Annotated in this window: 25 protein-coding genes and 2 riboswitches; of the genes, 17 read left to right on the forward strand and 8 right to left on the reverse strand. The window is 40.5% G+C overall.

The genetic code is table 11. From position 1 onward, the window contains the following. Positions 1-22: 22 nt before the first annotated feature. The 3 genes from HCH28_RS05925 to HCH28_RS05935 are packed head-to-tail and all read right to left on the reverse strand — an operon-like array spanning position 23 to position 2,532. The gene (locus HCH28_RS05925) at positions 23-877 is read right to left on the reverse strand and encodes an SDR family oxidoreductase (RefSeq protein WP_221680201.1); all 855 of its coding nucleotides are present in this window, start codon (positions 875-877) and stop codon (positions 23-25) included. Beyond that, positions 874-1,902, reverse strand: a complete 1,029-nt coding sequence (locus HCH28_RS05930; protein ID WP_221680202.1) for a polysaccharide biosynthesis protein — start codon at positions 1,900-1,902, stop codon at positions 874-876. Before HCH28_RS05930 ends, HCH28_RS05925 begins: the two co-directional genes overlap by 4 nt. Before the next feature lie 30 nt (positions 1,903-1,932). Then, on the reverse strand, positions 1,933-2,532 hold the full coding sequence (locus HCH28_RS05935; RefSeq protein WP_221680203.1) for a glycosyltransferase family 2 protein: 600 nt from the start codon (positions 2,530-2,532) through the stop codon (positions 1,933-1,935). A gap of 258 nt (positions 2,533-2,790) precedes the next feature. Between HCH28_RS05935 and HCH28_RS05940 the strand changes: the two genes are divergently transcribed. Together HCH28_RS05940 and HCH28_RS05945 are read left to right on the forward strand one after the other, a co-directional pair. Then, positions 2,791-3,879 carry a glycosyltransferase family 4 protein gene (locus HCH28_RS05940; protein ID WP_221680204.1) on the forward strand — a complete coding sequence of 363 codons (1,089 nt, stop codon included), beginning with the start codon at positions 2,791-2,793 and terminating at the stop codon, positions 3,877-3,879. Between the two features lie 118 nt (positions 3,880-3,997). Then, complete coding sequence (locus HCH28_RS05945; protein WP_221680205.1) at positions 3,998-4,438, forward strand: GNAT family N-acetyltransferase; 441 nt, start codon at positions 3,998-4,000, stop codon at positions 4,436-4,438. A gap of 99 nt (positions 4,439-4,537) precedes the next feature. Here the strand turns inward: HCH28_RS05945 and HCH28_RS05950 are convergent, their stop codons facing one another. From HCH28_RS05950 to HCH28_RS05970, 5 genes are all read right to left on the reverse strand, one after another. Next, the gene (locus HCH28_RS05950) at positions 4,538-8,038 is read right to left on the reverse strand and encodes a S8 family serine peptidase (protein ID WP_221680206.1); all 3,501 of its coding nucleotides are present in this window, start codon (positions 8,036-8,038) and stop codon (positions 4,538-4,540) included. 179 nt (positions 8,039-8,217) lie between these two features. Then, the gene (locus tag HCH28_RS05955) at positions 8,218-9,054 is read right to left on the reverse strand and encodes an energy-coupling factor ABC transporter ATP-binding protein (RefSeq protein WP_221680207.1); all 837 of its coding nucleotides are present in this window, start codon (positions 9,052-9,054) and stop codon (positions 8,218-8,220) included. Next, positions 9,051-9,824 carry a cobalt ECF transporter T component CbiQ gene (gene cbiQ, locus HCH28_RS05960; protein ID WP_221680208.1) on the reverse strand — a complete coding sequence of 258 codons (774 nt, stop codon included), beginning with the start codon at positions 9,822-9,824 and terminating at the stop codon, positions 9,051-9,053. Before cbiQ ends, HCH28_RS05955 begins: the two co-directional genes overlap by 4 nt. A gap of 5 nt (positions 9,825-9,829) precedes the next feature. Next, positions 9,830-10,102 carry an energy-coupling factor ABC transporter substrate-binding protein gene (locus tag HCH28_RS05965; RefSeq protein ID WP_009370241.1) on the reverse strand — a complete coding sequence of 91 codons (273 nt, stop codon included), beginning with the start codon at positions 10,100-10,102 and terminating at the stop codon, positions 9,830-9,832. Positions 10,103-10,105: 3 nt separating this feature from the next. Further along, positions 10,106-10,852 carry an energy-coupling factor ABC transporter permease gene (locus HCH28_RS05970; protein ID WP_004231293.1) on the reverse strand — a complete coding sequence of 249 codons (747 nt, stop codon included), beginning with the start codon at positions 10,850-10,852 and terminating at the stop codon, positions 10,106-10,108. A 149-nt stretch (positions 10,853-11,001) separates the two neighbouring features. Continuing rightward, positions 11,002-11,186: riboswitch (cobalamin riboswitch) on the reverse strand. A 250-nt stretch (positions 11,187-11,436) separates the two neighbouring features. Beyond that, a riboswitch (cobalamin riboswitch) is annotated at positions 11,437-11,618 on the forward strand. 146 nt (positions 11,619-11,764) lie between these two features. Here HCH28_RS05970 and HCH28_RS05975 point away from each other — a divergent pair. Genes HCH28_RS05975 through HCH28_RS06045 form a run of 15 tightly spaced genes read left to right on the forward strand, consistent with a single transcriptional unit; the run spans position 11,765 to position 25,087 of the window. Next, positions 11,765-12,136 (forward strand): (2Fe-2S) ferredoxin domain-containing protein, encoded by a 372-nt coding sequence (locus HCH28_RS05975; protein WP_221680209.1) that lies wholly within the window; start codon positions 11,765-11,767, stop codon positions 12,134-12,136. A 4-nt stretch (positions 12,137-12,140) separates the two neighbouring features. After that, complete coding sequence (cobJ, locus tag HCH28_RS05980; protein WP_221680210.1) at positions 12,141-13,808, forward strand: precorrin-3B C(17)-methyltransferase; 1,668 nt, start codon at positions 12,141-12,143, stop codon at positions 13,806-13,808. 14 nt (positions 13,809-13,822) lie between these two features. Next, positions 13,823-14,830, forward strand: coding sequence for a sirohydrochlorin chelatase (locus HCH28_RS05985; protein ID WP_221680211.1), 1,008 nt, complete (start codon positions 13,823-13,825; stop codon positions 14,828-14,830). Next, entirely contained in the window at positions 14,827-15,588 is a 762-nt protein-coding gene (gene cobK / locus HCH28_RS05990) for a precorrin-6A reductase (protein WP_221680212.1), read from the forward strand. The genes HCH28_RS05985 and cobK overlap by 4 nt, the downstream gene beginning before the upstream one ends. Before the next feature lie 12 nt (positions 15,589-15,600). Then, positions 15,601-16,260 (forward strand): precorrin-8X methylmutase, encoded by a 660-nt coding sequence (locus HCH28_RS05995; RefSeq protein WP_004231303.1) that lies wholly within the window; start codon positions 15,601-15,603, stop codon positions 16,258-16,260. Next, a complete protein-coding gene (locus HCH28_RS06000; protein WP_221680213.1) occupies positions 16,260-17,393 on the forward strand; it encodes a cobalt-precorrin-5B (C(1))-methyltransferase in 1,134 nt (377 codons plus the stop codon). Before HCH28_RS05995 ends, HCH28_RS06000 begins: the two co-directional genes overlap by 1 nt. Next, positions 17,350-18,570 carry a precorrin-6y C5,15-methyltransferase (decarboxylating) subunit CbiE gene (cbiE, locus tag HCH28_RS06005; RefSeq protein WP_221680214.1) on the forward strand — a complete coding sequence of 407 codons (1,221 nt, stop codon included), beginning with the start codon at positions 17,350-17,352 and terminating at the stop codon, positions 18,568-18,570. The genes HCH28_RS06000 and cbiE overlap by 44 nt, the downstream gene beginning before the upstream one ends. Beyond that, the gene (gene cobI, locus HCH28_RS06010) at positions 18,563-19,270 is read left to right on the forward strand and encodes a precorrin-2 C(20)-methyltransferase (protein WP_221680215.1); all 708 of its coding nucleotides are present in this window, start codon (positions 18,563-18,565) and stop codon (positions 19,268-19,270) included. Before cbiE ends, cobI begins: the two co-directional genes overlap by 8 nt. After that, positions 19,270-20,055 (forward strand): precorrin-4 C(11)-methyltransferase, encoded by a 786-nt coding sequence (cobM, locus tag HCH28_RS06015; protein WP_221680216.1) that lies wholly within the window; start codon positions 19,270-19,272, stop codon positions 20,053-20,055. The genes cobI and cobM overlap by 1 nt, the downstream gene beginning before the upstream one ends. Continuing rightward, complete coding sequence (locus tag HCH28_RS06020; protein WP_221680217.1) at positions 20,048-21,169, forward strand: cobalt-precorrin 5A hydrolase; 1,122 nt, start codon at positions 20,048-20,050, stop codon at positions 21,167-21,169. Before cobM ends, HCH28_RS06020 begins: the two co-directional genes overlap by 8 nt. A gap of 11 nt (positions 21,170-21,180) precedes the next feature. After that, entirely contained in the window at positions 21,181-22,548 is a 1,368-nt protein-coding gene (locus HCH28_RS06025) for a cobyrinic acid a,c-diamide synthase CobB (RefSeq protein WP_221680218.1), read from the forward strand. Next, positions 22,541-23,179: a precorrin-2 dehydrogenase/sirohydrochlorin ferrochelatase family protein gene (locus tag HCH28_RS06030; protein WP_221680219.1), complete on the forward strand. Its 639-nt coding sequence runs from the start codon at positions 22,541-22,543 to the stop codon at positions 23,177-23,179. The genes HCH28_RS06025 and HCH28_RS06030 overlap by 8 nt, the downstream gene beginning before the upstream one ends. Further along, positions 23,176-23,943 (forward strand): uroporphyrinogen-III C-methyltransferase, encoded by a 768-nt coding sequence (gene cobA, locus HCH28_RS06035; RefSeq protein ID WP_221680220.1) that lies wholly within the window; start codon positions 23,176-23,178, stop codon positions 23,941-23,943. Before HCH28_RS06030 ends, cobA begins: the two co-directional genes overlap by 4 nt. A gap of 33 nt (positions 23,944-23,976) precedes the next feature. Then, the gene (locus tag HCH28_RS06040; protein ID WP_221680221.1) at positions 23,977-24,537 is read left to right on the forward strand and encodes a nitroreductase family protein; all 561 of its coding nucleotides are present in this window, start codon (positions 23,977-23,979) and stop codon (positions 24,535-24,537) included. Between the two features lie 13 nt (positions 24,538-24,550). Beyond that, positions 24,551-25,087 carry a cob(I)yrinic acid a,c-diamide adenosyltransferase gene (locus HCH28_RS06045; protein WP_009370255.1) on the forward strand — a complete coding sequence of 179 codons (537 nt, stop codon included), beginning with the start codon at positions 24,551-24,553 and terminating at the stop codon, positions 25,085-25,087. Positions 25,088-25,173 lie beyond the last annotated feature (86 nt).

Here is a 25,173-nt window from a genome sequence, read left to right on the forward strand (position 1 = left end):
CATAATGGAGTTGATGTATGGATCATTGAAAATAGTGAGGATATAAATCTTTATGCTGCAATATCCATTCCTTCATCTCTATCATCATTTCCTCGTAGCTAGGGACAATAAATGAAAAGTCATTTCTTGTATTTATTAATGTTTTATTGACATGGACAAGGTGATGAGGAAGAATTTTTATACTGTTGTTAAGAAAGTGCTTATTAAATAGATGCAGTAGATCGTGTTTAGAAATATTTGTCGTATTGACGAGATGATAGAGTCCTGTTAAATCTTGTTGTGCAGCACGTTCAATGGCTTTAGCCAAAGTAAGTGTTGTCACTCCCGTCCAAATAGCACCCGAATAGCCATAGACGGGACTTTTTTGTTGCATAAACCAATTGAAGAGTCCGATGCCATCCTTTTTCAAATCAGGACCAATTATAGAATTACGAAATGTTAGGTGCTTGTCGTTATTCACTTCCCCTATACCTTTGGTGCGGTCATAAATGGTTTCCCCGTCTAGTACACTATTTTCATAGTAGGGAGCACTTTTGCCTGAAAATACGCAGTCGGTACTTAGATGAATAAGCTTTGTGTGACGATTTTCAAGAAGAGATACAATGGCATGCGGTAAATAGCTATTCAGTAAAACACTTTGGGCAGGATGAGCCTCACAAGCATTGTTTAAAACACCAATACAATTAATGACGACATCTACCTCATTGTCTAGTAGTAGCGACCTTAAGAAATGGGAGTCTGTCACATCACCTGTTCGATTATTGCCATAGGGAAAAGGGGTGCGAGAGTATGTTGTTACATCATGCCCTTGTTCGCATAAATAGATCGCAATGGTATGACCAGCCATGCCTGTAGCACCGAGCACTAAAAATTTCATGGTTTTCCTCCTGTCCAATGAAGGAGCTCTTCTTGTATAAGAGGCAATGTTAATAGCTTTACTTTAATGTCAGCCACACTTAATTGTGGGGTATTGTTCGAGTTATATTCATCCGTTAATGTAATTTTTGGAGAGCCCTCATCGAGATATTTTCCATAATTTAAATCCCGATTATCCGCTGGGATTCGATAGAAATGGCCCATATCAATAGCTTTTGCCGCTTCTTCCTTCGTACATAATACTTCATACATTTTTTCTCCGTGCCGTGTTCCGATAATTTGCATGGCGTTGTTCGCTTGAAAGATCTCAAGTAAAGCCTGTGCTAAATTTTCTATTGTGGCAGCAGGTGATTTTTGCACCATAATATCCCCGTTTTGAGCATGTTTGAATGCGTACAGTACCAATTCTACCGCCTCCTCAAGGCTCATCATAAAACGTGTCATATGAGGGTCCGTAATCGTTAAAGGTTTCCCAGCCTTTATTTGTTCAATAAATAATGGGATAACAGAGCCTCGTGAAGCCATGACATTGCCGTATCTAGTGCCACAAATTAGGGTATGGTGAGGATCAACCATTCGTGACTTCGCAATAAACGTTTTTTCCATCATTGCCTTGGATATACCCATCGCATTGACGGGGTACGCGGCCTTATCTGTTGAAAGGCAAATGACTTTCTTAACACCAGCTTGAATGGCAGCTGTTAGTACGTGATCCGTTCCTAAAATATTGGTTTTCACAGCTTCTAAGGGAAAAAATTCGCAGGAGGGAACTTGCTTGAGAGCGGCGGCATGAAATACATAGTCAACATTATACATCGCATTGTGAATGCTTTGGATATCGCGGACATCTCCGATATAAAATTTGATTTTAGTATGCTGATAGTGTTTCCGCATATCATCTTGCTTTTTTTCATCCCTTGAAAAAATCCGAATTTCCTTGATATCCGTATTTAAGAATCGCTTCAATACAGCGTTCCCGAAAGAGCCCGTGCCTCCAGTAATCAATAATATTTTATCTGTAAACATTGTATAGTTCGTTACACCTCCTGCATGCTATTATTTTAATCCTCTTTGATGTAGGTCACATTCAGAGTTCTCTCTAGGGTAGTTGTACCAATAAGCAAATTCGTTAGTATATTTACTTGTCGGATTTTTATCCATCAGGGCGCAATTAAAATCCCAATCTCCTGCAATATCTTTGCGTATCGTAAATTTCGCATCTCCAATTAAACTTCTCCTGATGATCTTAAATTGCCCAGGTAAGGAATAGCGGTTGGATTCATCTTTAATAAAAGCAAAGCCATTCTTAATAATCATGTTGTAATAGTAAATATCAAATGTGCCATCCACTTGTGCAAGTACATTGCGAATAGCAGGTAAATAGTGGTCATCACTATCGATGATGGCTATATAATCTCCTGTCGCTTCTGCAATGCATCGATTGTAGGCAACACTTGCACCTAAATTCGTTGGGTGCACGATGATTTTTAAAGCCGAACAGTTTTTCTGATAATCCTGTAAAATAGCTAGCGTATTGTCTGTAGAGCCATCATCCACCACGATAATTTCATAGGCATATTCTTTAGGAATACTATCAAGCATCGTTACGATCCATTCTTCGCTATTAAATGCAGGTGATAAAAAACTAATCTTCATCTGATCCCTCCATTTCTATGTTCATTAGTAGAGTTGTTCTATGTGACTGAGTAGATCCTTTAATACAATATGCGTAGACGTAGTGCTACTGTAGGCAATTGCTTATTTTAGGGTGTTTTTAAGAGAGTCGTTTTTAGATAGAATTTTTATGTTTACTAGAGATATGGCATAAGAAAGGCGAAAATTTACTAACATAAGCACGTTTAGCAAGAGAGTTCATAAACTAGCAAGAGCGCTTTTTTTAGAAAGAGGGATACGATGACAAAAAGGATAGCATTTATTTGTAGCGTGGAATCTTACAAACTTTCGGATGCCCATATTTTCAAAGATTTGTGTCTAGTGCCTATTTTACTGGGGGAACATTTAGGCTATGAGGTCACTATTGTCACGACAGAAATGAATGAAGCTCTTCTTCAACAAGTCTTTCCCACTGTGAAATTTGAGTCTGTAGCATTTGAAGATGATTATGTGGCGAATATGAATGCCTATTTAGCCCAGCATGCAAGGGACATCGACATTGCCTTTGCTATTGGACCCTATCCATCCTATTTAGCTATTTTGAAAACCTATAAGCACTTTAATCCACATGGCAAAATTTATATGAAATTAGATGTTAATCGATTTTGGCTAAATCGATTAAAAACCTATCCCTATTTTTTAGAGTTGTTACAGCTTTGTGATCTCCTTACCTCTGAATGCATATCTATTCAAACAGTAATCAAAGACTTTTCACAATTAGATGTTAAACATATACCCAATGGTTTTTATGAACATTTTCCCACAGAGCCAGTGCCGTTTCACGAGAAAGAAAATAGAATTCTAACAGTTGGGCGATTGGATGCACCAGAGAAGCAAACAATTTTGACAGTCAAGGCATTTTTAGCAGCACAACTGCCAGATTGGGAGCTTCGTTTAGTAGGGCCGATGTCAGTCTCATTTCAAGAAGAGCTGAGACTATTGCTAGATAATCATCCGCTTGCCGCTCAAGTAACGATGGTAGGACCTATTTTTGATAAGGTAAAGCTAGAGGAGGAGTATCGCAAGGCTAAAATTTTTTGCTTAACGTCTTTAGTCGAATGCTATGCCCATGTCTTTGCGGAGGCAGCTAAAAATGGTTGCTATATCGTGACAACAGATGTGGATGGTGCTGCTGATATTACACAACAACAGCGTTTTGGTACAATCCATCCTACACATGATTGGGAGGCAATAGGTCAGACATTGCAACAAGTTGCAGCACAGGAACCATTGTTGGCAGATACTTGTGTCCAGCTTCAAGCATTTGCCCGCAAGGAATTAAATTGGAGGCAGATCGTCAAGAAGGTTGCCAATTATTTAGGTGAATAAAAGTGAATATTTTCTGGATTGAGAGGAGTATTCTTTTCTTTATACCAGTATTTCCTATATAATAAAAGCTAGTTTTATAAAGCTAGACAATCATGGGTAGACACAAGGGGAGACTAGAATGGAAATACTACAAGCAACAATGAATGAACTAGAGGACTTATCAAAACTGTTTGATGAATATCGTCAATTTTATGGAATTGAGTCAGATATAAGCAGTGCCAAGGCATTTTTACAATTACGATTAGCCTTGAAAGAATCTGTCATTTTTATCGCGCTGGTGGATGACAAGATGATTGGATTTACACAATTATATCCAACATTTTCGTCCATTGCTTTACAGCGTGCCTATATTTTAAATGATATTTATGTAACAGAAGATGCTAGAGGCCTAGGGGTGGGCAAGGCATTGATGGAAAAGGTATTTCATTATTGTGAGCAACAATCTGCTCGCTATGTCACGTTACAAACGGCGGCTGATAATGTAAATGCCCGCAAGCTTTATGAAAAGCTACAAATGAAACAAGATGAATATTGTAATTATGTTAAATATTTTATGTAAGCGAACTGGCGAGCGTTTCACCGTTGGATGAGAATGCTTCTTTCATATCCTAAAAATCCCTTAGATCGTTAGGATCTAAGGGATTTTGTTTGATTTCTTCTATTTTATTTCAAGTGTATAAGGTTGTGTGCTAGCTTTGCCATCAAACTCACTTACTTCAATATAATATTTACCCGCATCCAGCTCCACAGTACCAACCTCGGCGTCTCCAACTCCGTAAAGATCGAATGTTTTGACGGTTTTTCCATTTGCATCTAATACTCGAATAACACCATCCAACGCTTTTTCTGTTTGAAGCGAGAAGAAGACTTCGCGTTTCTGGTCGTTATTCCATTCAAAATAGTCTTTATCGCCAAATGGTATACCTGCATTTAAATATTGCGTTGCAACCCATTTCTCATCCTTTTTCACAAGAACAGATGGCTTGCTAGGTACTCCATTTACTAATTTTGAATCCACATCTTCATCCACAAGCTTATGATCAAACAATGTTAATGAATAGGGCTGAATCGATACTTGGCCAAGTCCCATGCTGTTGACTAGAATAAAATAACCTCGATCCTTCTTCGCCTTAAACGATGTATTTACATCGTTTGTACCCATCATTCCAAGTAACATTTCAAGAATATTATCACCTAGTCCAAATGGAATTTCTGTTTCCATTTCTTTGGCATCAATCTTCATATTGCCGTTCGTATCTTCGATGATAGCTCCTGCAAATTTTAAGTCTTTTTGTAGTTCCTTAGGTAGCTGAGCTAATTGTTCATTTGTAAAGGGAACCGAAGAAAGAAGCAGACTCATGACCTCGTCATTGCCTTGTTGCTTATAGTAATAATAATCTACATCATCTTGATAAATCAGGTGGTCTTTATAAGTAGTACCTGGTTGAATTTTTAGCGCTTTTGCTTCCTCATGATTGTTTGGATTGTACTCTGCTGGAATATCGCCTATTTTCTTTGTTTTCAATGTATAAGGCTCGGCAGATCGTTCTCCAGCATTGACAACTGCTACCACGTAGGTTTTGTCCTTTTTCAATGGTATAACCTTTGCATCGTCCTCGTTGCCAACTGAACCAAGTAGTAGCGCCAGTATGCCAAGATCGTTTGTTAAGGAAGAAACGGGAATTAATTCCTTTGTTTTTTCATCATATTCAAATACTGTACCTGCAGGCATTTGATTCATGCCTTTCATAAAGCTGAAGCTATAAAGAGCGTCTTCCTTCGCTTTGAATAAGAAATAATCCTCGTCATAATCTGTTTGGAAATAAGCTTTTTGATCCTCGCCTATTTCAAAGCGGATTGCCTGTTTAATGATAGGGTCAACATTTTCTAGATTGCCTGAAGCTGTAGGATTCATTAACATGCTCATCAAGCTGTCAATTTCATTAAGTTTTTTTATGTTGTTTTCTGTAAGTGGTAGTTGGCCCTCAGGGATATTTTCTTCGATCATGGCTTCATCTACAGGTAGACCATCCTCATCAGGTGGGAGGGAAACTACTTCACCTTTTAATGTGTAAGGGATCATTGATTCACTGATCGTTTCTTCTTTTTCGATGCCGCCACTAAAGAACATCTCCATAGAAAACTCGCTATTACTTTCATTAGATACACTTAAAACGTACTCTTGATCTGGAACAGCATCGATAATCATACGAACCGGTTCACCTTTTGCAGTACCATAAGCGGTCTGCATTGGATAGGCTTCTTCTTCTTCACCTTCATCATTTTCAGCTTGATCGATTTCTTCTGGTGGCACAGGATTAAAGTCATCTTTCAGATAAAGCTCCATAGAGGCAGTGACACCTGGAATTCCCGATAGATCAAATTGTAACGTCGTCGGTTTTTTGACAGAGAACGTGAAGTAATCTTGATCTTGTTGTTGATCTTTTGACAGTAATGTATAGTTTTTACCTGCTGTACTATATGGGAACTTTTTAATAGGCTCCATCGTAGACTTGTCTACTGTATCAATTGGTAAGTCCTTCGTCGTTTGTGCTGTGAAAATGTAAGTAGATTTGCCTTTTAAACTATAGCTTCCATTATGATCTTTGACACCAATGACAAGCGTTCCCTTTTGATCTGCTTTAAATAGATAACCTTCTTTTTTTCCTACGCGAACATCGTTGACATGGATAGGCTCTACATCACCAATCCCGCTATTTGGGTAGAAATATAAATCAAAGGCATAGTCGTATTTGTCAGCGCCTTTTAATGTCAATTGAGCATATTCATTTTCTTCAAGATCGACTTTATACCATTTCTTTTCGTCTTGCTGTTCAAAAGTACCTTGTTCTGTATTTAGCTTATTTTTAGTAAGGACCTTGGCGTTTTGAATGCGATCTTCCTTTGTCTCTGAATAATGCTTTGGTAATTTATTTAAATCAAATTGTAATGCTTCTACAGGGTCAACTAATCCGTGACCATAAGTAAGATCATAACCTTTCTCGCCCAAATCTTGTGCTGTCATTTCTAAAATCGCTTCTATTTGATGCGGTTTTAAAGATGGGTTTTTTGATTTAAGAAGAGAGGCGATACCTGCCACGACAGGAGAGGCCATGGATGTTCCACTAAACTTGACAAAAGAAGATCCTTTCTTCGCATCATGAACGGTACTATAAATGTCTTCACCTGGTGCAACAATATCAACAGACGGGCCGTAATTGGAGTAGCTTGATAGTTTGTTGCGTTCATTTGTTGAACCAACACTAATGACACCTTCAAAAGAAGCGGGGAAGGAATATTCATCTGTCGATTCATTTCCTGCGGCTGCCACAATTGTAATACCACTATCAATCGCTTTCTGAACGGCTTCCTTCATCAGGGGAGATTCACCATAGCCTCCTAAACTCATATTAATAACGTCAACGCCCTGCTCAATTGCATAAAGAATACCCTGTGCAATAATGAAATCATTAGCACCTTCTTTGCCGTTAAATACATCAATTGGCAGTAACTTTGCTTTCGGATTAACCCCGTGCCCACCTACGCCATTATCTTTTGCTGCGGCGATAATACCTGCCACATGTGTTCCGTGATCGCCTGAATAAGTAGTATTGGCAGGTGCTGCTGCATTATAGGGTGGGAGTACTTGTGACTTTAGATCGGGGTGTTTAAAATCTACACCAGAATCAATGACAGCAACTGTGACATCATGGTTGCCTGCTAATTCTAGTGCCTTATCCATTTGCAGTAGGTTTAAATGATACATCTCTTGTTTCTTAGGATCAGCTTCATTATTGAAAGAATGATAGACGTAGCTAGGAGACACACTAGATATCCCGTTTTGCTTTAAATAGTAAGAGACGGCTTTTTCGATTGATACGCCTTTATTTAGTTGTACAACATCATAACCTAATGAAGGAATGGAGCGGATGACCTTGGAGCCAATTTTTTTATGTACGTTTTTATCAAGACCTGAATGCTTGATAACAATTGTATCCTTACTCATCCATTTTTCTTCATTCTTCTCTGTTTGTTTTGCACTGTTTGCCAGCATGTTTTTCGCTTTATGCTGTGGTGCCTCAGCAAAGGCAGAAGCAGCAGGAACCATGAGTGCAGCGGATGCTACAACAGCGACTGATTTTTTATACCAACTTTTCAATTGTTATCTCTCCTTGGTGTTATAAATTAAGTCTCGACTATATTAATACGGACAAAGATTAGAAAAGTTTCGTAATGGAGGGAAATTTTTCTTTGCTATTTTAATTTTTGGTAGGTATAACGAAAAAACGGACAGCTAAACACGGCTTGTTTTTCGTATACCTAGCATTGTTAAAAGCTTTAAATCTGTTCTATTAATTGTTGTAACTCCTGCTTGGAACGAGGGATTTTGATATTTTCCTGCAATAGCTTCTTTTTTTGCAAAGCTATGACCATTTCAAAAATCCATGGACGTTCAAGATGCGCGCGATGTAACAATTCGTCTTCATAAAACAAGGTGATTGGATCACCGTTGTAAATGATTTTTCCAGCCTCCATAACAATGATTAGATCGGCCCATTCATAAGCGAGAGGTATGTCATGGGTTGCTAGTAAAATGGTTCTCTCACCATCCTCTAATTTGGCTAAGTATTGTAATACTTGTGTAGCATAATAATTATCAAGACCTGCTGTTGGTTCGTCTAACAAAAGGACAGAGGGCTCCATCGCTAAAACACCTGCCATTGCTACACGTTTTTTCTGACCTACGCTTAAAAAATGAATGGGTTTATCAAGCAAATCTTCCACTTCGGTTTGCGCAACGGCCCAAGCTATTTTTTCTTCCGTTTTTTCAGTAGACCAGCCGAGATTTAATGGGCCAAATGCTATATCTTGCTTGACGGTCCCTGAAAAAAGCTGATGATCTGCATTCTGAAAAACAATGCCGACTTTTTGGCGTAGGGTCTTTAAAGCTTTTCGATTATATTCCAGACCGTGGCCTTCGAATAAAATCGACCCAGCTGTAGGTTTTAAAATACCATTAAGATGCTGAAATAAGGTTGATTTTCCCGCGCCATTATGCCCGAGTATGGCGATTTTTTTACCTTTTGGAATGTCTAATGTAATATCTGATAACGCCTTCGTACCATCCGCATAGGCATAAGATAATTGGTTGAGTTTAAAATAAAACGTTGTCATGTGAAATACCCTCCGTATACGATGAGGACTAGTAAAATTGCTGCCATGCCTAGCCAATTTTTCTTGCTATAAGAGCCCATCTCTTGCCAGTAGACAGCCTCGCCTCCACGTGATTGCATGGCGTTGTTGAGCTCCCGGCTACGTTGAAACATTTCCACAAATAATGCCACAATAAGCATGGAGACAGAGCGTAGCCATTGCATCGGTGAATGATAGCCGAGACGTGCTTGCTGGGCGAGATGTATATTTTGCATACTTTCTAAAAACATAAAAATAAAACGATAGGTTAGTTCGACGAGCTCCACTAATAAAGAGGGGAGTCGCCATTGTCGTAGCACATAACATATTCCTTGTACGGAAGTGGTTAGAATTAAAAAGTATAAACAACTAATGCTGCCAAGGACAATAAAGAACAGCTGTTGCGCTGATAACACACTTGCGTTCCCAATAAAAACAGTCCAATTCCTCCATGTAAACGACCAAATATGGGCAGGGAGTGTATTCGTTGATGATGTAAAAGAAAGTAAAATAGATACAAGACTTGTTAATAAGAAAAAGCCAGGTAACAATAATAGTTTGCCATAGTATGTAAGCGGAATTTTGGCACCTAAAATGATAAAAGCACTCATTACAAAAAATGTAATGAGTGAAAGTCGTTCATCTCTCATGATGAGCGTTATGAGAAGTAATCCAAGTGAAAATATCATTTTTTCTAGCGGATGAACGGCCGCTAGCTTATTCAGATAGGCATACTTATCAATGAGTAACATAATGGTTAACCTTCTTTGTGTTTGCCACGCATATAGCCGATGAAGTAGCCAATAAAGCCAGCTCCTATAGCTGCCTGTAGCACGAATAATAAGCTTTCGATTTCACCACTTGGTGGCTCCCATAGACTTTCAAACCATGGCTCATATTCCGCATTGATTTCACCAATAGCTGCTTCTGCTTCTCCATCAGCACCACCAAATTCAGCACCTTTTTGTATGAACAAGGGAATGATGGCTAATAACACAACAATTGCTAATAACAATAAATTTTTTTTCATCTGTTAATGTGCCTCCTTTGTTGAGAAAACACGTAAAGTTTTTAGTTCGCTAATATTGTATTTTTTCAAGAAATTCATCACTATGACCGTTAAAATTCCTTCACTCACTGCTAAAGGAATTTGAGTTAAGGCAAAAATACCTGCAAACTTTGTAAAGGATGCCATAAAGCCTCCAACCTCTGAAGGAAAGGCTAGTGCTAGTTGTACAGAAGTCACAATGTATGTACCTAAATCACCAAGCATAGCTGCAAAGAATACGGCTAGTGAAAATGACAAGCCTACTTTTTGAGCACCTTTAAAGACAAAGTAAGCAATAAAAGGACCAACAATAGCCATAGAAAAGGCATTAGCCCCTAAAGTTGTAATTCCTCCATGAGCTAATAATAAAGATTGAAATAATAAAACGATTGTTCCAATTACACTCATTGCTAGAGGGCCAAAGAGTACTGTCCCAAGTCCTACACCAGTTGGGTGAGAGCAGCTACCTGTAACAGAAGGGATTTTTAAGGCGGATAGCACAAAGGCAAAGGCTCCTGAAAGCCCCAAAAGCATTTTTGTTTCAGGATTTTCATCAACGGTTTTTCGAATAGAACGCAATCCTAGAATGATAAATGGAATAGAGATGACCCACCAAAAAATAGCCCATTCGATTGGTAAAAAACCTTCCATGATATGCATGGCAAAGGCACGTTTTGGCACGATTAAAAAGGCCAGTAAAAAATAACTAAGTTTCCACCATGAAAATTTCAAAAAGCTTTCCTCCTAACTAATTAGTAGATTTTTAGAAGATTGCGTGCGTAATTAAAAAAAGCACTTCTCCACTGGTGGAAAAGTGCATAGCTAAAAAAGCAAATAACATTCTCATCTGCTAAGCCGCACACCTATCCTCGTAGGCTGAAACGATCACTTATTTTTCGGCAGGTCTCCTGGCTCTAGTTCAATGCTTTATAGGTCTTCCCATCCGTTGGACAGTGACATATTCTATAAAGCTCCCTATTACAGTGGCGGGACCGCGCCGGACTCAAACCGGCTTCCCTTTTAAGCAAAATGACAAGCACTTTGCACCGAAAAACATTCAAATTGTGAGATTTCACGACAAAGTGTAACATGAATTTCCATAAATATGCTATACCTTTTATAAATTTTTATAATTAAAGGTCAATGGCGAATATTCTGATAACGATTTATGGGCAAATTATATAGATTGTATAAATTTCATACCTAGTTCCATTCAAAATTGATAAATTTGTCATAAATTTTTAAAGAAATATTGAAATTTTAAAAAAATAAGATATGATAAAGACAGTTTTCTATTTAAAATTCTAATAAAAATTTCATATAAAACGTCAATAAGTGCTCGAATAGCTCGAGATAATAGGGAAATTGGTGAAAATCCAATACAGCCCCCGCTACTGTAATAGCTGATGAAATCGCAAAGCCACTGGTGCAAACTTGGGAAGGTGCGATAGTAAAATGAAGCTTAAGTCAGGAAACCTGCTTATTTGATTGTGCATGCAAACTTTTCGGAGGGAGAAGTTGAAGCGAAAGCGAGTACCTGTATTTCATGCTATTCGTTTTTATTTGGCTTCTACAAAACCTTTACTCTTCGTTATAGAGTAAAGGTTTTTCTTTTTCCAAAAAGCAAATGAGGGGAGACAGAAGATGACAACTTGGAATTTAGAGGGGATGAAAACACATCTCTTTATTTGCAATGGCAGTAGCTGCATGAAAAAGGATGGGGAGGAAATTACCTTAGCCATTCGAGATGAGATACAGCGGCAAGCACTCGATCAAGAAATACATACGACAAGAACGCGCTGTAATGGACGATGCAAGGATGCTTGTGTGGTAATTGCCTACCCCCAAGGGAACTGGTATCGTGTGCCATCAACAGAGCATGCTAGAACACTAGTACAAGATTTACATCATGAATCCTTATACAACGAACATGTCTTTACACTTCATGAAGGTACATTACAGCGTACTGCTCAAACAACTGCCATTAAAGGGATCGAAAAGGTGAAAGAGGGGTAACAACATGGCGCAAAAAGGAAAAATTTTCGTAGTAGGCTTTGGACCTGGAGATTTTAAGCATATTACGACACGTGCAGTAGAGGCATTACAACAAAGTGATATGATTATAGGCTACAAAACCTATGTAGAGCTGATTCAAGATTTAGTAAGTGCAAAATCGATTGTTAGTACAGGCATGACAGAAGAAGTGTCGCGTGCACAGGAAGCCGTTCGTCAAGCAGAAGCAGGGAGCATCGTCTCGGTGATTTCGAGTGGTGATGCAGGCGTCTATGGTATGGCGGGATTAGTATATGAGGTGTTAATTGAGCTAGGCTGGACAGAAGCAACAGGAATTGAAGTAGAAATTGTTCCTGGGATTTCTGCGATTAATTCATGCGCTAGCATACTTGGTGCACCCATTATGCACGATGCTTGTACAATCAGCTTGAGTGACCATCTAACACCTTGGAATTTAATTGCAAAGCGTGTCGAGGCAGCTGCAATGGCAGACTTTGTCATTGCTTTATACAATCCTAAAAGTGGTCGTCGAACAAGACAAATTGTCGAGGCTCAGCGAATTCTCTTAGAATATCGTTCGCCAGACACACCAGTAGGGCTGGTGAAAAGTGCCTATCGAGAACGTCAAGAAGTGACCATGACAACACTAGCAGAAATGCTAGAACATGATATTGGTATGCTGACAACAGTTATTATCGGGAATTCATCAACATTTTTCTATGACAATAAGATGATCACGCCACGCGGTTACCAACGTAAATATACCCTAGGTGAAGAAAAACAGCCATTACGTCCTCATCAACGTTTACGCGAAGAAAATGAACCTTGGGCAATGAACCAAGAGACAGGAACAGCGCGAAATGACTTTACGGCTGACCCTAATGCGGGACGATTTAACAAACCCAGTATAGCCGCTACGTCAAAGCCGAAAAAAACAGCTCTTGAAATGGCTACAGCGGCACTCGCAATGGTAAAAGGGACAAGCGCAGTCAAAGTAACACCGAAGCTTGTACAGCAAAAAATAGAATCTATATTTGAACTAGCAGTAAGCCCTGGAGTAGCCAATAAATTTTTTACTCCCCAGCAAATGATGACGTTAGCAGAGGTTGTTGGGGAGGAGGGGACGATGGAATACACACCAGATCATCAAATTCATTTGAAAATACCAACGACTGCCCCTGAACAGATCACAGAGAAATTACAGGAAGTAGGATTTTTATTAACCCCGATTGGTGATGTGTTATCACTGAAGGCTTGTGATTTTTGCTACGGTGAAAAGGCTGATTCGATACCATATGCAGAGGAATTACAAGAAAAACTAGGCGGTATGTCCTTACCGAAGACATTAAATATCGGCTTTAATGGCTGTGGTATGGCATGTTATCGGGCTGTATTTGATGATATTGGCATCGTCTACCGCAAAAGTAAATTTGATGTCTTTATTGGAGCAAAACCAGTCGGTCGTACGGCTCACGCAGCACAGCCTGTTGTAGAAGGGCTGGAGCCTGAGCAGCTGATTCCACTCATTACAGATATTATTGAAGAATATAAAGCAAATGCTCATCCAAATGAACGCTTATTTAAATATTTTAAACGTGTGAAAAAGATACTGCATTTTACGTATCAAGATATGTCTTCCAAAATAAAAGTAGAGCCGGCTCCGTGCGGCGACTAGTAAGGAGTAGAGAGATGAAAGCTATTTTATTTGTCGGCCATGGGAGCCGTTTAGCAGCAGGAAATGATGAGGTTCGTACATTTATCGAACAAATGACACCGCGTATTGATGAACAATTTTTAGTGGAAACTTGTTTCCTTGAATTTGCTTCACCGAACATCGAAGAAGGTATTACAAACTGTGTGAAAAAGGGAGCTACAGAGGTGCATGTAATACCAATCATTTTACTACATGCAGGCCATTCAAAACTGCATATTCCAGCGGAAATCGAGCATGCGCGTGAGCATTATCCAACGATTACCTTCACATATGGTCAAACAATTGGTATCCATGATGAAATCTTTGCCATTTTACAAGATCGCCTAGCTGAAATTGGCTTTAATTCAGAACAAGAGCAGGAAGAAACAGCGATTTTATTGATTGCACGAGGTGGCAGTGATCCATCTGCTAATGGTGATTTTTATAAGATCACACGACTTCTATGGGAAAAACTACCTGTAAAATACGTAGAAAGTGCTTTTATGGGTGTCACAGATCCACGAGTTGAAGAAGGAATTGAACGTTGTGTCAAACTAGGTGCAAAAAAAATCATCATGTTACCATACTTTTTATTCACAGGCATTTTGATGGAACGCATGCATGGTATGTGTGAGAAGTTTACTGAACTTTATCCAGATTGTGATATACAAATTGCTAACTATTTTGGCTACCATGAGCGTTTACAAAATGTTTTATTAGAGCGTATTGAACAGGCAATCAACGGTACATCAACAGGTATGCAAGATCTAGAAGATTATCGTGCCTATGCGGCAGTACATGGACATGCACATCATCATCACCATCATGATCACGATCATGGACATGCGCATCACGATCATGCGCATCATCACGATCACCATCATGACCATCACGATCATGACCATCACGATCATGACCATCACGATCATGACCATCACGATCATGACCATCACGATCATGACCATGACCATCATCATCATCATGAAGAGGAGCCGGTAAAATGATTTTCATGTTAGCAGGGACAAGTGATGCAAGGGATCTAGCCCTAGCATTACAACGTGCAGGTTATGCAGTAACCGCTACGGTCGTCACTGAATCGGCAGCCTCTAGTCTTGCTGACGTTGGCCTGCCACATTTAATCGGTAGACTGACCGCTGAGGAAATGGCGACCATCATGACCGAGCAGGGCTATCGATTGGTGGTAGATGCTTCTCATCCATTTGCGGAGGAAGCCTCTAAAAATGCGATGGCAGCGGCAGAGCAGGCAAAGATTCCTTATATTCGCTATGAAAGAGCTCATGAACATTATGCCCATCCTTTGATTACTGTTGTAAAGGATTATGAGGAGGCAGCTCAGCTAGCTGCAGAAAAACGCGGTGTCATTATGCTAACGACAGGAAGTAAAACACTCGCTACATTTACGAAGGTTTTACAGGGCTTAGAAAACACAAGAGTAATCGCTCGTATGCTTCCACGACTGGATAATATGGAAAAGTGTGAGGCACTTGGCGTGGCGCAGCGAGATATTGTGGCTATTCAAGGTCCGTTTTCAAAGGAATTAAATGAAGCTCTATTTCGTCAATACGGAGTGACGTTGATGATTACCAAAGAAAGCGGTAAAGTGGGCTCAGTTGATGAGAAGCTAGAGGCAGCTCTCGCATGCCAGATTGAAACGATTCTTATTGCACGACCAAATATACAATACGGCCAACAATATTCAACATTTGAAGAAGTATTACAGGCTGTTGAACATACAATTTAGGAGGCATTTTCCATGGATTTTAAAACAGATTTTAAACCATTAACGGTAGACCCAGATAAAATTTACGATTACAGTTTCTCTATTATTGCAGAGGAAATGGGCGAGCATGACTTCTCAGAAGATGAATGGAAAGTTGTACGTCGCATTATCCATGCGTCAGCTGATTTCGAGCTAGGCCGTAGTGTCATCATTACACCAGGTGCGATTGAAGCGGGTATCAAGTCCATTCTTGCAGGACGTCATGTCATAGCAGATGTGCAAATGATTGAAAGTGGCTCTGGTAAAAAGCGTTTCCAAAAACATGGTGGCGATTTGCATTGCTATATTGCGGATGAAGATGTGTCAATAGAAGCGAAAAAACAAAATACAACACGTGCCATTATTTCGATGCAAAAGGCATCAAAATTACATGAAGGTGGTATTTATGCCATTGGTAATGCACCAACTGCATTGCTGGAATTGATTCGATTAATTAAAGAAGGGCTAGCAAAACCAGATTTAATTATCGGTATGCCTGTTGGTTTTGTGTCAGCAGCTGAGTCAAAAGAAGAGCTGCTTAAACTAGAAGGGATTCCGTACATTACAAATGTTGGTCGTAAAGGCGGTAGTACAGTGACGGTTGCTGCTTTAAATGCCATCTCACTTTTAGCGGACGAACAGGCGAAAAAATAATGGAGCGGAAGCCAAAAAAGGACCCCAAGGACATGCGTCACGGTTATACGACGGGAGCCTGTGCAACTGCTGTATCAAAGGCTGCACTGCTTGCCCTTATTACTAAGGAGGAGCAAGAGACAAGCACGATTCATTTACCTATTGGTCGAGATGTAACCTTTACAATTGAAAAATGCATATTTGAAGAAAATGCTGTCAGCTGTGAAACGATTAAAGATGCTGGTGATGATCCTGATGCGACCCATCAGGCACTCATCGTTGGCACAGTGAGCTGGGCAGATACACCTGGGATTCATTTAGATGGAGGTATTGGCGTCGGGCGTGTCACAAAGCCTGGCCTGCCAGTGCCTGTCGGAGAGGCAGCCATTAATCCTGTACCCCGTAAAATGATTTATAGCACGATCCAAGGTGTGTTGGACGAATTTCACATTACTCGAGGCGTGAATGTGGTGATTTCTGTACCTAAGGGAGAGGAGATTGCTAAAAAAACGTTAAATGGACGACTCGGTATACTTGGGGGCATCTCAATCTTAGGCACAAGGGGAACCGTCGTGCCTTTTTCGAGTTCTGCTTATATGGCCAGTATTGTCCAAGCCATCAGTGTAGCGAAAGAGGCTGGCTGTGAGCATTTAGTCGTGACAACAGGTGGACGAAGTGAGAAGTTTGCGATGAAACAATATCCACATCTAGCAGAAGAAGCATTTATTGAAATGGGTGACTTTGTAGGTTTTACATTAAAGCATTGTAAGCGTTTAGGCATCAAACAAGTTTCTCTCGTTGGGATGATGGGGAAATTTTCTAAAGTCGCACAAGGTGTCATGATGGTGCATTCCAAAAGTGCAGCAATCGATTTTAATTTTTTAGCACAACTGGCAGAGGATATAGGGGCAGATAGAGAAACGATAGCACAAGTTCTAGAGGCAAATACAGCTTCACAAGTAGGTGAGATGATGATGGAAAAGGGCTATGATGCGTTCTTCCATCATTTATGTGAGGCTTGCTGCTATTCCTCTATCCATCATATTAAGGGCGGTTTAACGCTTTCCACATCGATCTATTCGATGCAGGGACAATTATTAGGAAGGGCTGATGACATTGCATCGATCGATGAAGTTGATTGGGATCGGGGATAACGGATTAGCAAGCTTATTACCGCAATACCTTCAGTGGATTGAAGACTGTGAGGTACTTGTTGGTGGTGAGCGAGTACTTGATTTTTTCCCAGACTTTAGAGGTGAAAAAATCCTGATAAAAGGAGGTCTTTCAACACTTGTTGAAAGATTGGCTGAAGAAACAAGAAATACCGTGATTCTTGCATCTGGAGATCCATTATTTTATGGCATCGGAGGCTATTTAGCAAAAAAGCTACAAATAGAGGTTTATCCATATATGAGTTCGGTCCAGCTGGCCTTTGCGAAAATGGGAGAGAGCTGGCAGGATGCTTACGTAACGAGTATTCATGGACGACCAATGAAGGGCTTGGCACAGCGAATTGATGGCAAAAAGAAAGTAGCACTTTTAACAGATGCAGAGAATAGTCCGAATGCTCTCGCTCAATATTTAAAGCATTTTGGTATGACGGAATATCGTGCGTTTGTAGCCGAAAATTTACAGGGCGAAAACGAAAAAAGTGGCTGGTACTCGCTCGATGAAATGGAAGTTACTCATTTTTCTCCTTTAAATGTCGTGATTTTAAAACAAACAATAGCACCGAAACGCTACACACTTGGGATTGATGATGAAGAATTTTCACAACGAAAGCCAGATAAAGGACTTATTACGAAGAAAGAAATTCGAGTTTTAAGTTTGCAAGCCATGCAGCTTCAACAGGATAGCGTTATTTGGGATATTGGCACATGTACGGGATCCATGGCCATTGAGGCAGGTAAGCTTGCTCCGGAGGGACAGGTTTTTGCCGTAGAAAAAAATGCCCCTGATTTAGACAATTGTCTTCAAAATCAACAAAGGTTTCGAGTTGATATAACGGCTATCCATAGTAAAGCACCAGAGGGTTTAGACAACTTTCCAGACCCTGATGCCATTTTCATCGGTGGCACTGGTGGTGAAATGGTTGAGTTACTGCAATTATGCTGTCAGCGTTTAAAGCAAAATGGGCGCATTGTCTTAAATGCGGCGACTATTGAAAATTTATATAAAGCCGTTGAGGCATTTAAAGCTTGTGGTTTTGCTGTTGACATTTTACAGGCTCAGCTTGCACGCAGTAAACCAATTTTAGATATGACACGCTTTGTGCCATTAAATCCAATATACATTATTTCCGCTTATCGAAAGGAAGAAAATCATGAGTAATCTAGGAATTTTATATGGCTTGGGCGTTGGTCCTGGCGATCCAGAATTAATTACAGTAAAGGCATTTCGAGTGATTCAAGAATCACCTGTTATTGCTTACCCAAAAAAGCTAAAAGGCAGTAAAAGCTATGCCCATCGTATTGTAGATGTATATATTAATCCAGACGAAAAAGACATGCTTGGTCTTGTATTCCCAATGACGAAAGATGAGGCTGTTCTAGAACGTGAATGGACAAAGTCAGTAGAACTTGTCTACGAAAAATTACAAGCAGGCAAAGATGTAGCCTTTGTTACAGAGGGCGACCCATTATTGTATAGTACGTTTATTCATATGATGAAGCTAATGCAGGATAAGCATCCAGATGTCGAAATTCGCACGGTACCAGGGATTTCTTCATTTAATGGATCTGCATCGCGCTTAGGTATTGCGTTAGCGGATGGTGATGACCGTGTTGCGATTATACCTGCGTATGACAATTACGAAGCGATGCGTGAAGCGATTGAAACGCATGATGCTGTTGTCTTTATTAAAGTGGCGAAAGTAATTGATTTAATGCTTGAAGTGCTACGCGATTTAGATTTATTAGATAAAGCATCCGTGGTGACAAAGGTAACATCTGATGAAGAAATCATTTGGGATGTGCGTGAGTTGGATGGTGTCGATTTAGAATATTTAACATTAATGGTGGTGCGTAAATAATGAAGAAAATCTATATTGTCGGCGCTGGTCCTGGTGATCCAGATTTAATTACAGTCAAAGGTTTACATATGTTACAAACAGCGGACGTTGTCATGTATACAGATTCTTTAGTGAGTGAGGACCTTATTGCGAAAGCTAGGCCAGATGCGGAGGTCATTCGTACAGCTGGTATGCATTTGGAGGAAATGGTTGCTGTGATGGTGGACCGGGTCAATACTGGTAAAACAGTGGCACGTATGCATACAGGGGACCCAGCGATGTATGGTGCCATTATGGAGCAAGTTGCACTATTAAAAAAGGAAGGCATTGGGTATGAAGTCATTCCAGGAGTTAGCTCTGTATTTGCATCGGCCGCTGCTATCGGAGCTGAGCTAACAATTCCTGATCTAACCCAAACCCTTATTCTAACACGTGCAGAGGGGCGCACACCTGTACCAGAATTTGAAAAGCTGCGTGATTTAGCGAGCCACCATTGTACAATTGCCTTATTCCTTAGTGCAACGCTGACGAAGAAAATTGTTAAAGAGCTACAAAGTGCTGGTTGGGCTGATGACACGCCTGTAGCAGTTATTCAACGTGCTTCATGGCCCGATCAAAAAATCGTACGAACGACTTTAATCGAATTAGATGAAGCGATGCGTGTGAATGGTATTCGTAAGCATGCGATGATTTTAGCGGGCTGGGCATTAGACCCGAACATTCATGATAAAGATCAATATCGTTCGAAGTTATATGATGCAAGCTTTACACATGGCTTTAGAAAAGGTGTGAAGACAAGTGATTGAGTTACAAGAGGGTGTGTTACCAGAGGTTGATCAACGTAATCCTTATGCAGTGGTAGCCATTACGAAGCATGGTGTCCAAATAGGACGTCGTCTGCAGCAAACCTTTGCAGCAAGTGATTTATATTATATGAGTAAATTTGAACAAGGCGATGAAGAAGAAAAGCATATTCAACTATTTACAGGAACAGTGCGCCTGCTATTGCCAACACTATTTAAGCAATATAAAGGGTTGATCTTAATTATTTCACTAGGGGCAGTTGTACGAATGATTGCGCCGATTTTAAAGGATAAAAAGACAGACCCTGGTGTTGTGGTGATTGATGATCGAGGGGAAAATGTTATTAGCGTATTATCAGGGCATTTAGGTGGTGCCAATGAGCTAACACACGAGGTGGCAGCTGCACTTGGTGCAAATCCGATTATTACAACGGCTTCTGATGTGCAAAAGACGATTCCAGTTGATTTATTTGGAGCCCGCTTTGGCTGGGTATGGGATAGTGCGGATAAATTGACACCAGTTAGTGCATCTGTTGTAAATGAGGAACATGTAGCCATTGTACAGGAAACAGGCGAACGGGATTGGTGGATGCGTGATACACCGATGCCAGAGCAAATTAAGATCTATCCGTCCACACAGGCAGCTATCCAAGCAACTCCCCATGCCACATTATTAATAACAGATCGAATCATTGAACCTGAAGAAGAGGTTCTTCTAGAAAACGGTGTTATTTATCGACCAAAATCCATTGTATTAGGAATGGGCTGTAACCGTGGTACATCGTTAGAGGAAATTGAACAAGTAATCGATGAAACCTTGGCAGAGCTAAAGCTTTCAAAAAAAAGTGTGAAAGCCTTATGCACGATTGATTTGAAGAAAGATGAGCAATGTTTCTTAGAAATTACGAAGAAATATGATTGGGAGTTCGTTACGTATACACCGGATGAATTAAATGAAATCGAATTTCCATCACCCTCTGAAACAGTCTTTCAATATACAGGCGCATACGGCGTGAGCGAACCAGCAGCTATGCGCTATGCACAGGTTCCATCACTTCTATTAGAGAAGAAAAAATCGGGTAATGCTACGATTTCAGTTGCTAGATACCTATTTTAAGGAGGAAGTCCATGCAAACAAATCGCTTTGTACTAGCTGGTACGGGTAGTGGGGTAGGCAAAACTACTTTTACCATTGGACTGATGAAGGCACTACAAAACAAAGGAAACGTGGTGCAGGGCTTTAAATGCGGTCCTGATTATATCGATCCAACCTATCATACAGCTGTAACGGGCAGAGTATCACGTAATATTGATAGCTGGATGTTTTCACACGAAGCAGTACGTGATATTGTGGCACGTGCAAGTATAGATGCAGATGTGTCCATTATTGAAGGTGTGATGGGCTTTTATGACGGTAAAAGCCCTTTATCTGATGCTGGGTCTGCTGCTGATATTAGCGTAGTGACAGAGAGCCCTGTTATTTTAATCGTCAATTGCGCTAGCATGGCACGTAGCGTAGCAGCAGTTGTGAAAGGCTTCCAATTACTATCAGATAAGCCGAATATCGTTGGTGTTATTGCGAACCAGGTTGGTAGTGTTGGTCATTACGAAATTGCGAAGGCAGCTATTGAACAAGAATGCGGCATTCCTGTTATTGGCTACTTAAAGCGTGAGGAAGGGATTGGTATCCCGAGTCGTCATTTAGGGTTAGTACCTGCTATTGAAAGAGGAGAGCTAGATTCATTTTTTGATAAACTAGGGAACCTGATGGCAGAAACAATTGATTTGGACCAATTAATACATTTAACAAAGGCTCCTATCTTGCAAGAATCAGGCCATTTATTTAGGGAGGAGCCTTCACGAAATATTTGTATAGCGGTTGCAAGAGATGCAGCTTTTAATTTTTATTATGAAGAAAACTTGGCTTTGTTACGTGCGAAAGGTGCGACACTACAGTTTTTCTCACCGCTTGCGAATGAGCCTGTACCAGCTGAAGCTGATGGCTTGTATATTGGTGGTGGCTTTCCTGAGGAATTTGCAGAGTCACTTGCTACAAATACAGTCGTTAAAGACTCTATTCGTCAAGTCATTGCGAAAGGTCTTCCAACATTAGCTGAATGTGGAGGCTTTATGTATTTAACAGAGGCCATTACAAATAGCCATGGCGACCGCTATGACATGGTAGGGGTAATTCCTGGAGAAGTGGCGATGCAAACAAAACTAGCAGCACTTGGTTATCGTGAAATTTTTGGCACAGCTGATAATTTCTTAATTGGCGCTGAGGAACAAGCGAAGGGCCATGAGTTCCATTATTCCAAATATAGTGGTTCTCACAATACAGCAGCCTATGAAACGATTGGTCGTTTTGGCAAAAAGAAAGAAGGCTATCAAGAAGGAAATTTAGTGGCTGGCTATACTCATTTCCATTTTGTATCAAACCCAAAGCTAGTTGACAATTGGTTAACAGCTTGTAAGAAGGTGAAAAGTAATGACTAATTATTTTCCTATTCATATCAATCTAGAATATAAAACAGTAGTGATTGTAGGCGGCGGTCACGTGGCAACGCAGAAGGTAGCAACCCTGTTACCAGCAAAGGCAAACATCGTCATTGTTAGTCCAACCTTACATGACACATTACAGTCATTTGCTGAGTCAGGGCAAATTACTTGGAAGCAAAAGGAATTTGAACCTCGTGATTTAGATGACGCCATTCTCATTATCGCTGCAACGAATGTGACAGCAGTTAACGAAGCCGTTCAAGAAGCAGCACAGCATTGGCAATTAATCAACCGAACAGATAAACAAAGTGAAAGTGATTTTATTACGCCTGCTACTGTTCGCCGTGGTCCATTGGTGGTCACTGTTTCGACATCGGGAGCAAGCCCAAGTCTAGCCCGCAAGATTAAAGCAGATTTAGAAGAGCAATTCGATGATGCTTATGATGACTATGTATGCTTTTTACAGCAAGCTCGATTAATGATTGCTGCTAAGTATGATAAAGGTCCACAAAGACGTGCGGCATTACAAGCATTGCTAGAGCCAAACATCCTTGAATGGACACGTCAGGGTGAGATCGATCGACGAGAAGCATATTTACAACAACTATTGATGGGAGCAACGCAATGAAGGATGGAATCGTATATATCGTGGGAGCAGGTCCTGGCGATCCGAAGCTCATTACTGTGTATGGACTGGAATGTATTCAAAAGGCTGATGTAATTGCTTATGACCGTCTTGTAAATCCTAAATTGCTTGATTTTGCAAAAAAGGATGCTGAGCTCGTTTATTGTGGCAAATTACCTGGGAAGCATCATCTCATTCAAGAGGAAATAAATGCATTACTCGTTGAAAAAGCACAAGAAGGTAAAATTGTTACACGCCTAAAAGGTGGCGATCCCTTTGTTTTTGGACGTGGCGCTGAGGAAGCTGAAATAGTAAAAAATCATGGCATTGCCTATGAAATCGTACCGGGGATTACAGCAGGAATTGCAGCTCCTGCATACGCAGGAATTCCAGTTACACATAGAGACTTCGCGACAAGCTTTGCCCTTGTAACTGGACATGGTCGTGAAGAAAAAGGACAAGATTTTTTAAATTGGCCCGCATTGGCTACGGGTATAGATACCGTTGCCTTTTATATGAGCGTTGGTAATATTGCCTACATTGCTCGAAAATTAATCGAAAATGGACGGAAGGCAACAACGCCAGTAGCGGTCATTGAGTGGGGAACAACTGCTCAGCAACGCACGATTACAGGGCCGCTAGATGAGATAGCCAGCATCATTGAGCGTGAAGGGTACCATAACCCTTCTATGATTGTTGTTGGCGAGGTTGTCAAGGTACGGGAAAAAATTCAATGGTTTGAAGAGCAAGGTCTTACCTTTTCATAATCATTTCTTATAAGCGCACAAGGAGGAAGCACTATGACTGTCATTGAAGCATTAAAAAAACGTCGAGCAATTCGTAATTACACGACACAACCAGTAGAGAAAGAAAAAATTGAGCAAATTTTACAGGCAGCAACCTATGCACCAAATGACCGGATGCGTGAGCCCTGGCATTTTTATGTCGTTCAAGATGAAGCCATGAAGCGTTATGAAGAAATGGCAAGTGCATATTTACAAGAACGCTTTCCCACGAAGCCAAATTTAGTGGAAAGTTCATTAAAGGTTGTACAAACAACCCCTGTAGCCATTGTGGTGACAGCTGACATAGTAGAGGGGGACACAGATGCGACAGAAGATAATGTCTTTGCTGTATGTAGTGCCATTATGTCTATGTGGTTGACAGCAGAGGAGCTAGGTCTTGGCTTTGTTTGGCGTACACGTGGTGTTGGCCTCGTACATGATCCTCGTATGCATACGTTTATTGGTGCAAGCGACGCTCAAAAAGTAGTCGGTACAATATTTATTGGCTACCCACAGGAGCAAGAACAAACCGACAAGAAACGAACGCCGTTTGCAGAAAAGACAACATGGCTGTAAGGAGGCTATCAGCATGGCAAGAAAAGGCTTGTTTTTAGTATATACAGGTGAAGGTAAGGGCAAAACGACAGCATCTCTTGGTGTTACATTGCGTGCAGTTGGTCGAGGCTTAAATGTGCGTTATCTGCAGTTTATCAAATCCCCAGAACGTACTTATGGAGAGCAAATTGCCCTTCGTAAGCTAGGCGTAGAAATGGAACAGATGGGCATAGGTTTTACATGGACAAAAACACCTGAGGAGCATCGTGCTGCATTAGCCAAGGCTTGGAAAAAAACGAAGGCAGCTCTACAGGATGACAGCATTGATTTATTGGTCTTAGATGAACTGAACAATGCTCTAGCGATCACCAAGTTTCCAATCGATGATGTCCTTCCTCTAGCAGAAGTCATCGAGGCAATCCAACAGCGCCCTTCAACAATGCATTTGGTTGTCACAGGACGAAGTGCGAATCCGGCCTTACTAGCAATGGCTGATTTAGTGTCAACCATTGAGGCGACAAAGCATTATTATGATGAAGGGATTCCAGCGGTGAAAGGGCTCGAATTTTAAAGCCCTTTACAATTGCTGGATGAAAAATACCCGCGGAGCGAAGGTAAATACCCGCGCTTCGCCATAGAATACCCGCGGAACGCAGG

This window comes from Lysinibacillus sp. K60 (genome assembly GCF_019731275.1).
Lineage (GTDB): Bacteria > Bacillota > Bacilli > Bacillales_A > Planococcaceae > Lysinibacillus > Lysinibacillus capsici.

Excerpts from the sequence above, each read along its gene's own strand:
- HCH28_RS05925 (WP_221680201.1), bottom strand. The coding sequence starts at position 877 with ATGAAATTTTTAGTGCTCGGTGCTACAGGCATGGCTGGTCATACCATT.
- HCH28_RS05930 (WP_221680202.1), bottom strand. The coding sequence starts at position 1,902 with ATGTTTACAGATAAAATATTATTGATTACTGGAGGCACGGGCTCTTTC.
- HCH28_RS05935 (WP_221680203.1), bottom strand. The coding sequence starts at position 2,532 with ATGAAGATTAGTTTTTTATCACCTGCATTTAATAGCGAAGAATGGATC.
- HCH28_RS05940 (WP_221680204.1), top strand. The coding sequence starts at position 2,791 with ATGACAAAAAGGATAGCATTTATTTGTAGCGTGGAATCTTACAAACTT.
- HCH28_RS05945 (WP_221680205.1), top strand. The coding sequence starts at position 3,998 with ATGGAAATACTACAAGCAACAATGAATGAACTAGAGGACTTATCAAAA.
- HCH28_RS05955 (WP_221680207.1), bottom strand. The coding sequence starts at position 9,054 with ATGACAACGTTTTATTTTAAACTCAACCAATTATCTTATGCCTATGCG.
- cbiQ (WP_221680208.1), bottom strand. The coding sequence starts at position 9,824 with ATGTTACTCATTGATAAGTATGCCTATCTGAATAAGCTAGCGGCCGTT.
- HCH28_RS05965 (WP_009370241.1), bottom strand. The coding sequence starts at position 10,102 with ATGAAAAAAAATTTATTGTTATTAGCAATTGTTGTGTTATTAGCCATC.
- HCH28_RS05975 (WP_221680209.1), top strand. The coding sequence starts at position 11,765 with ATGACAACTTGGAATTTAGAGGGGATGAAAACACATCTCTTTATTTGC.
- cobJ (WP_221680210.1), top strand. The coding sequence starts at position 12,141 with ATGGCGCAAAAAGGAAAAATTTTCGTAGTAGGCTTTGGACCTGGAGAT.
- HCH28_RS05985 (WP_221680211.1), top strand. The coding sequence starts at position 13,823 with ATGAAAGCTATTTTATTTGTCGGCCATGGGAGCCGTTTAGCAGCAGGA.
- cobK (WP_221680212.1), top strand. The coding sequence starts at position 14,827 with ATGATTTTCATGTTAGCAGGGACAAGTGATGCAAGGGATCTAGCCCTA.
- HCH28_RS05995 (WP_004231303.1), top strand. The coding sequence starts at position 15,601 with ATGGATTTTAAAACAGATTTTAAACCATTAACGGTAGACCCAGATAAA.
- HCH28_RS06000 (WP_221680213.1), top strand. The coding sequence starts at position 16,260 with ATGGAGCGGAAGCCAAAAAAGGACCCCAAGGACATGCGTCACGGTTAT.
- cbiE (WP_221680214.1), top strand. The coding sequence starts at position 17,350 with ATGACATTGCATCGATCGATGAAGTTGATTGGGATCGGGGATAACGGA.
- cobI (WP_221680215.1), top strand. The coding sequence starts at position 18,563 with ATGAGTAATCTAGGAATTTTATATGGCTTGGGCGTTGGTCCTGGCGAT.
- cobM (WP_221680216.1), top strand. The coding sequence starts at position 19,270 with ATGAAGAAAATCTATATTGTCGGCGCTGGTCCTGGTGATCCAGATTTA.
- HCH28_RS06025 (WP_221680218.1), top strand. The coding sequence starts at position 21,181 with ATGCAAACAAATCGCTTTGTACTAGCTGGTACGGGTAGTGGGGTAGGC.
- HCH28_RS06030 (WP_221680219.1), top strand. The coding sequence starts at position 22,541 with ATGACTAATTATTTTCCTATTCATATCAATCTAGAATATAAAACAGTA.
- cobA (WP_221680220.1), top strand. The coding sequence starts at position 23,176 with ATGAAGGATGGAATCGTATATATCGTGGGAGCAGGTCCTGGCGATCCG.
- HCH28_RS06040 (WP_221680221.1), top strand. The coding sequence starts at position 23,977 with ATGACTGTCATTGAAGCATTAAAAAAACGTCGAGCAATTCGTAATTAC.
- HCH28_RS06045 (WP_009370255.1), top strand. The coding sequence starts at position 24,551 with ATGGCAAGAAAAGGCTTGTTTTTAGTATATACAGGTGAAGGTAAGGGC.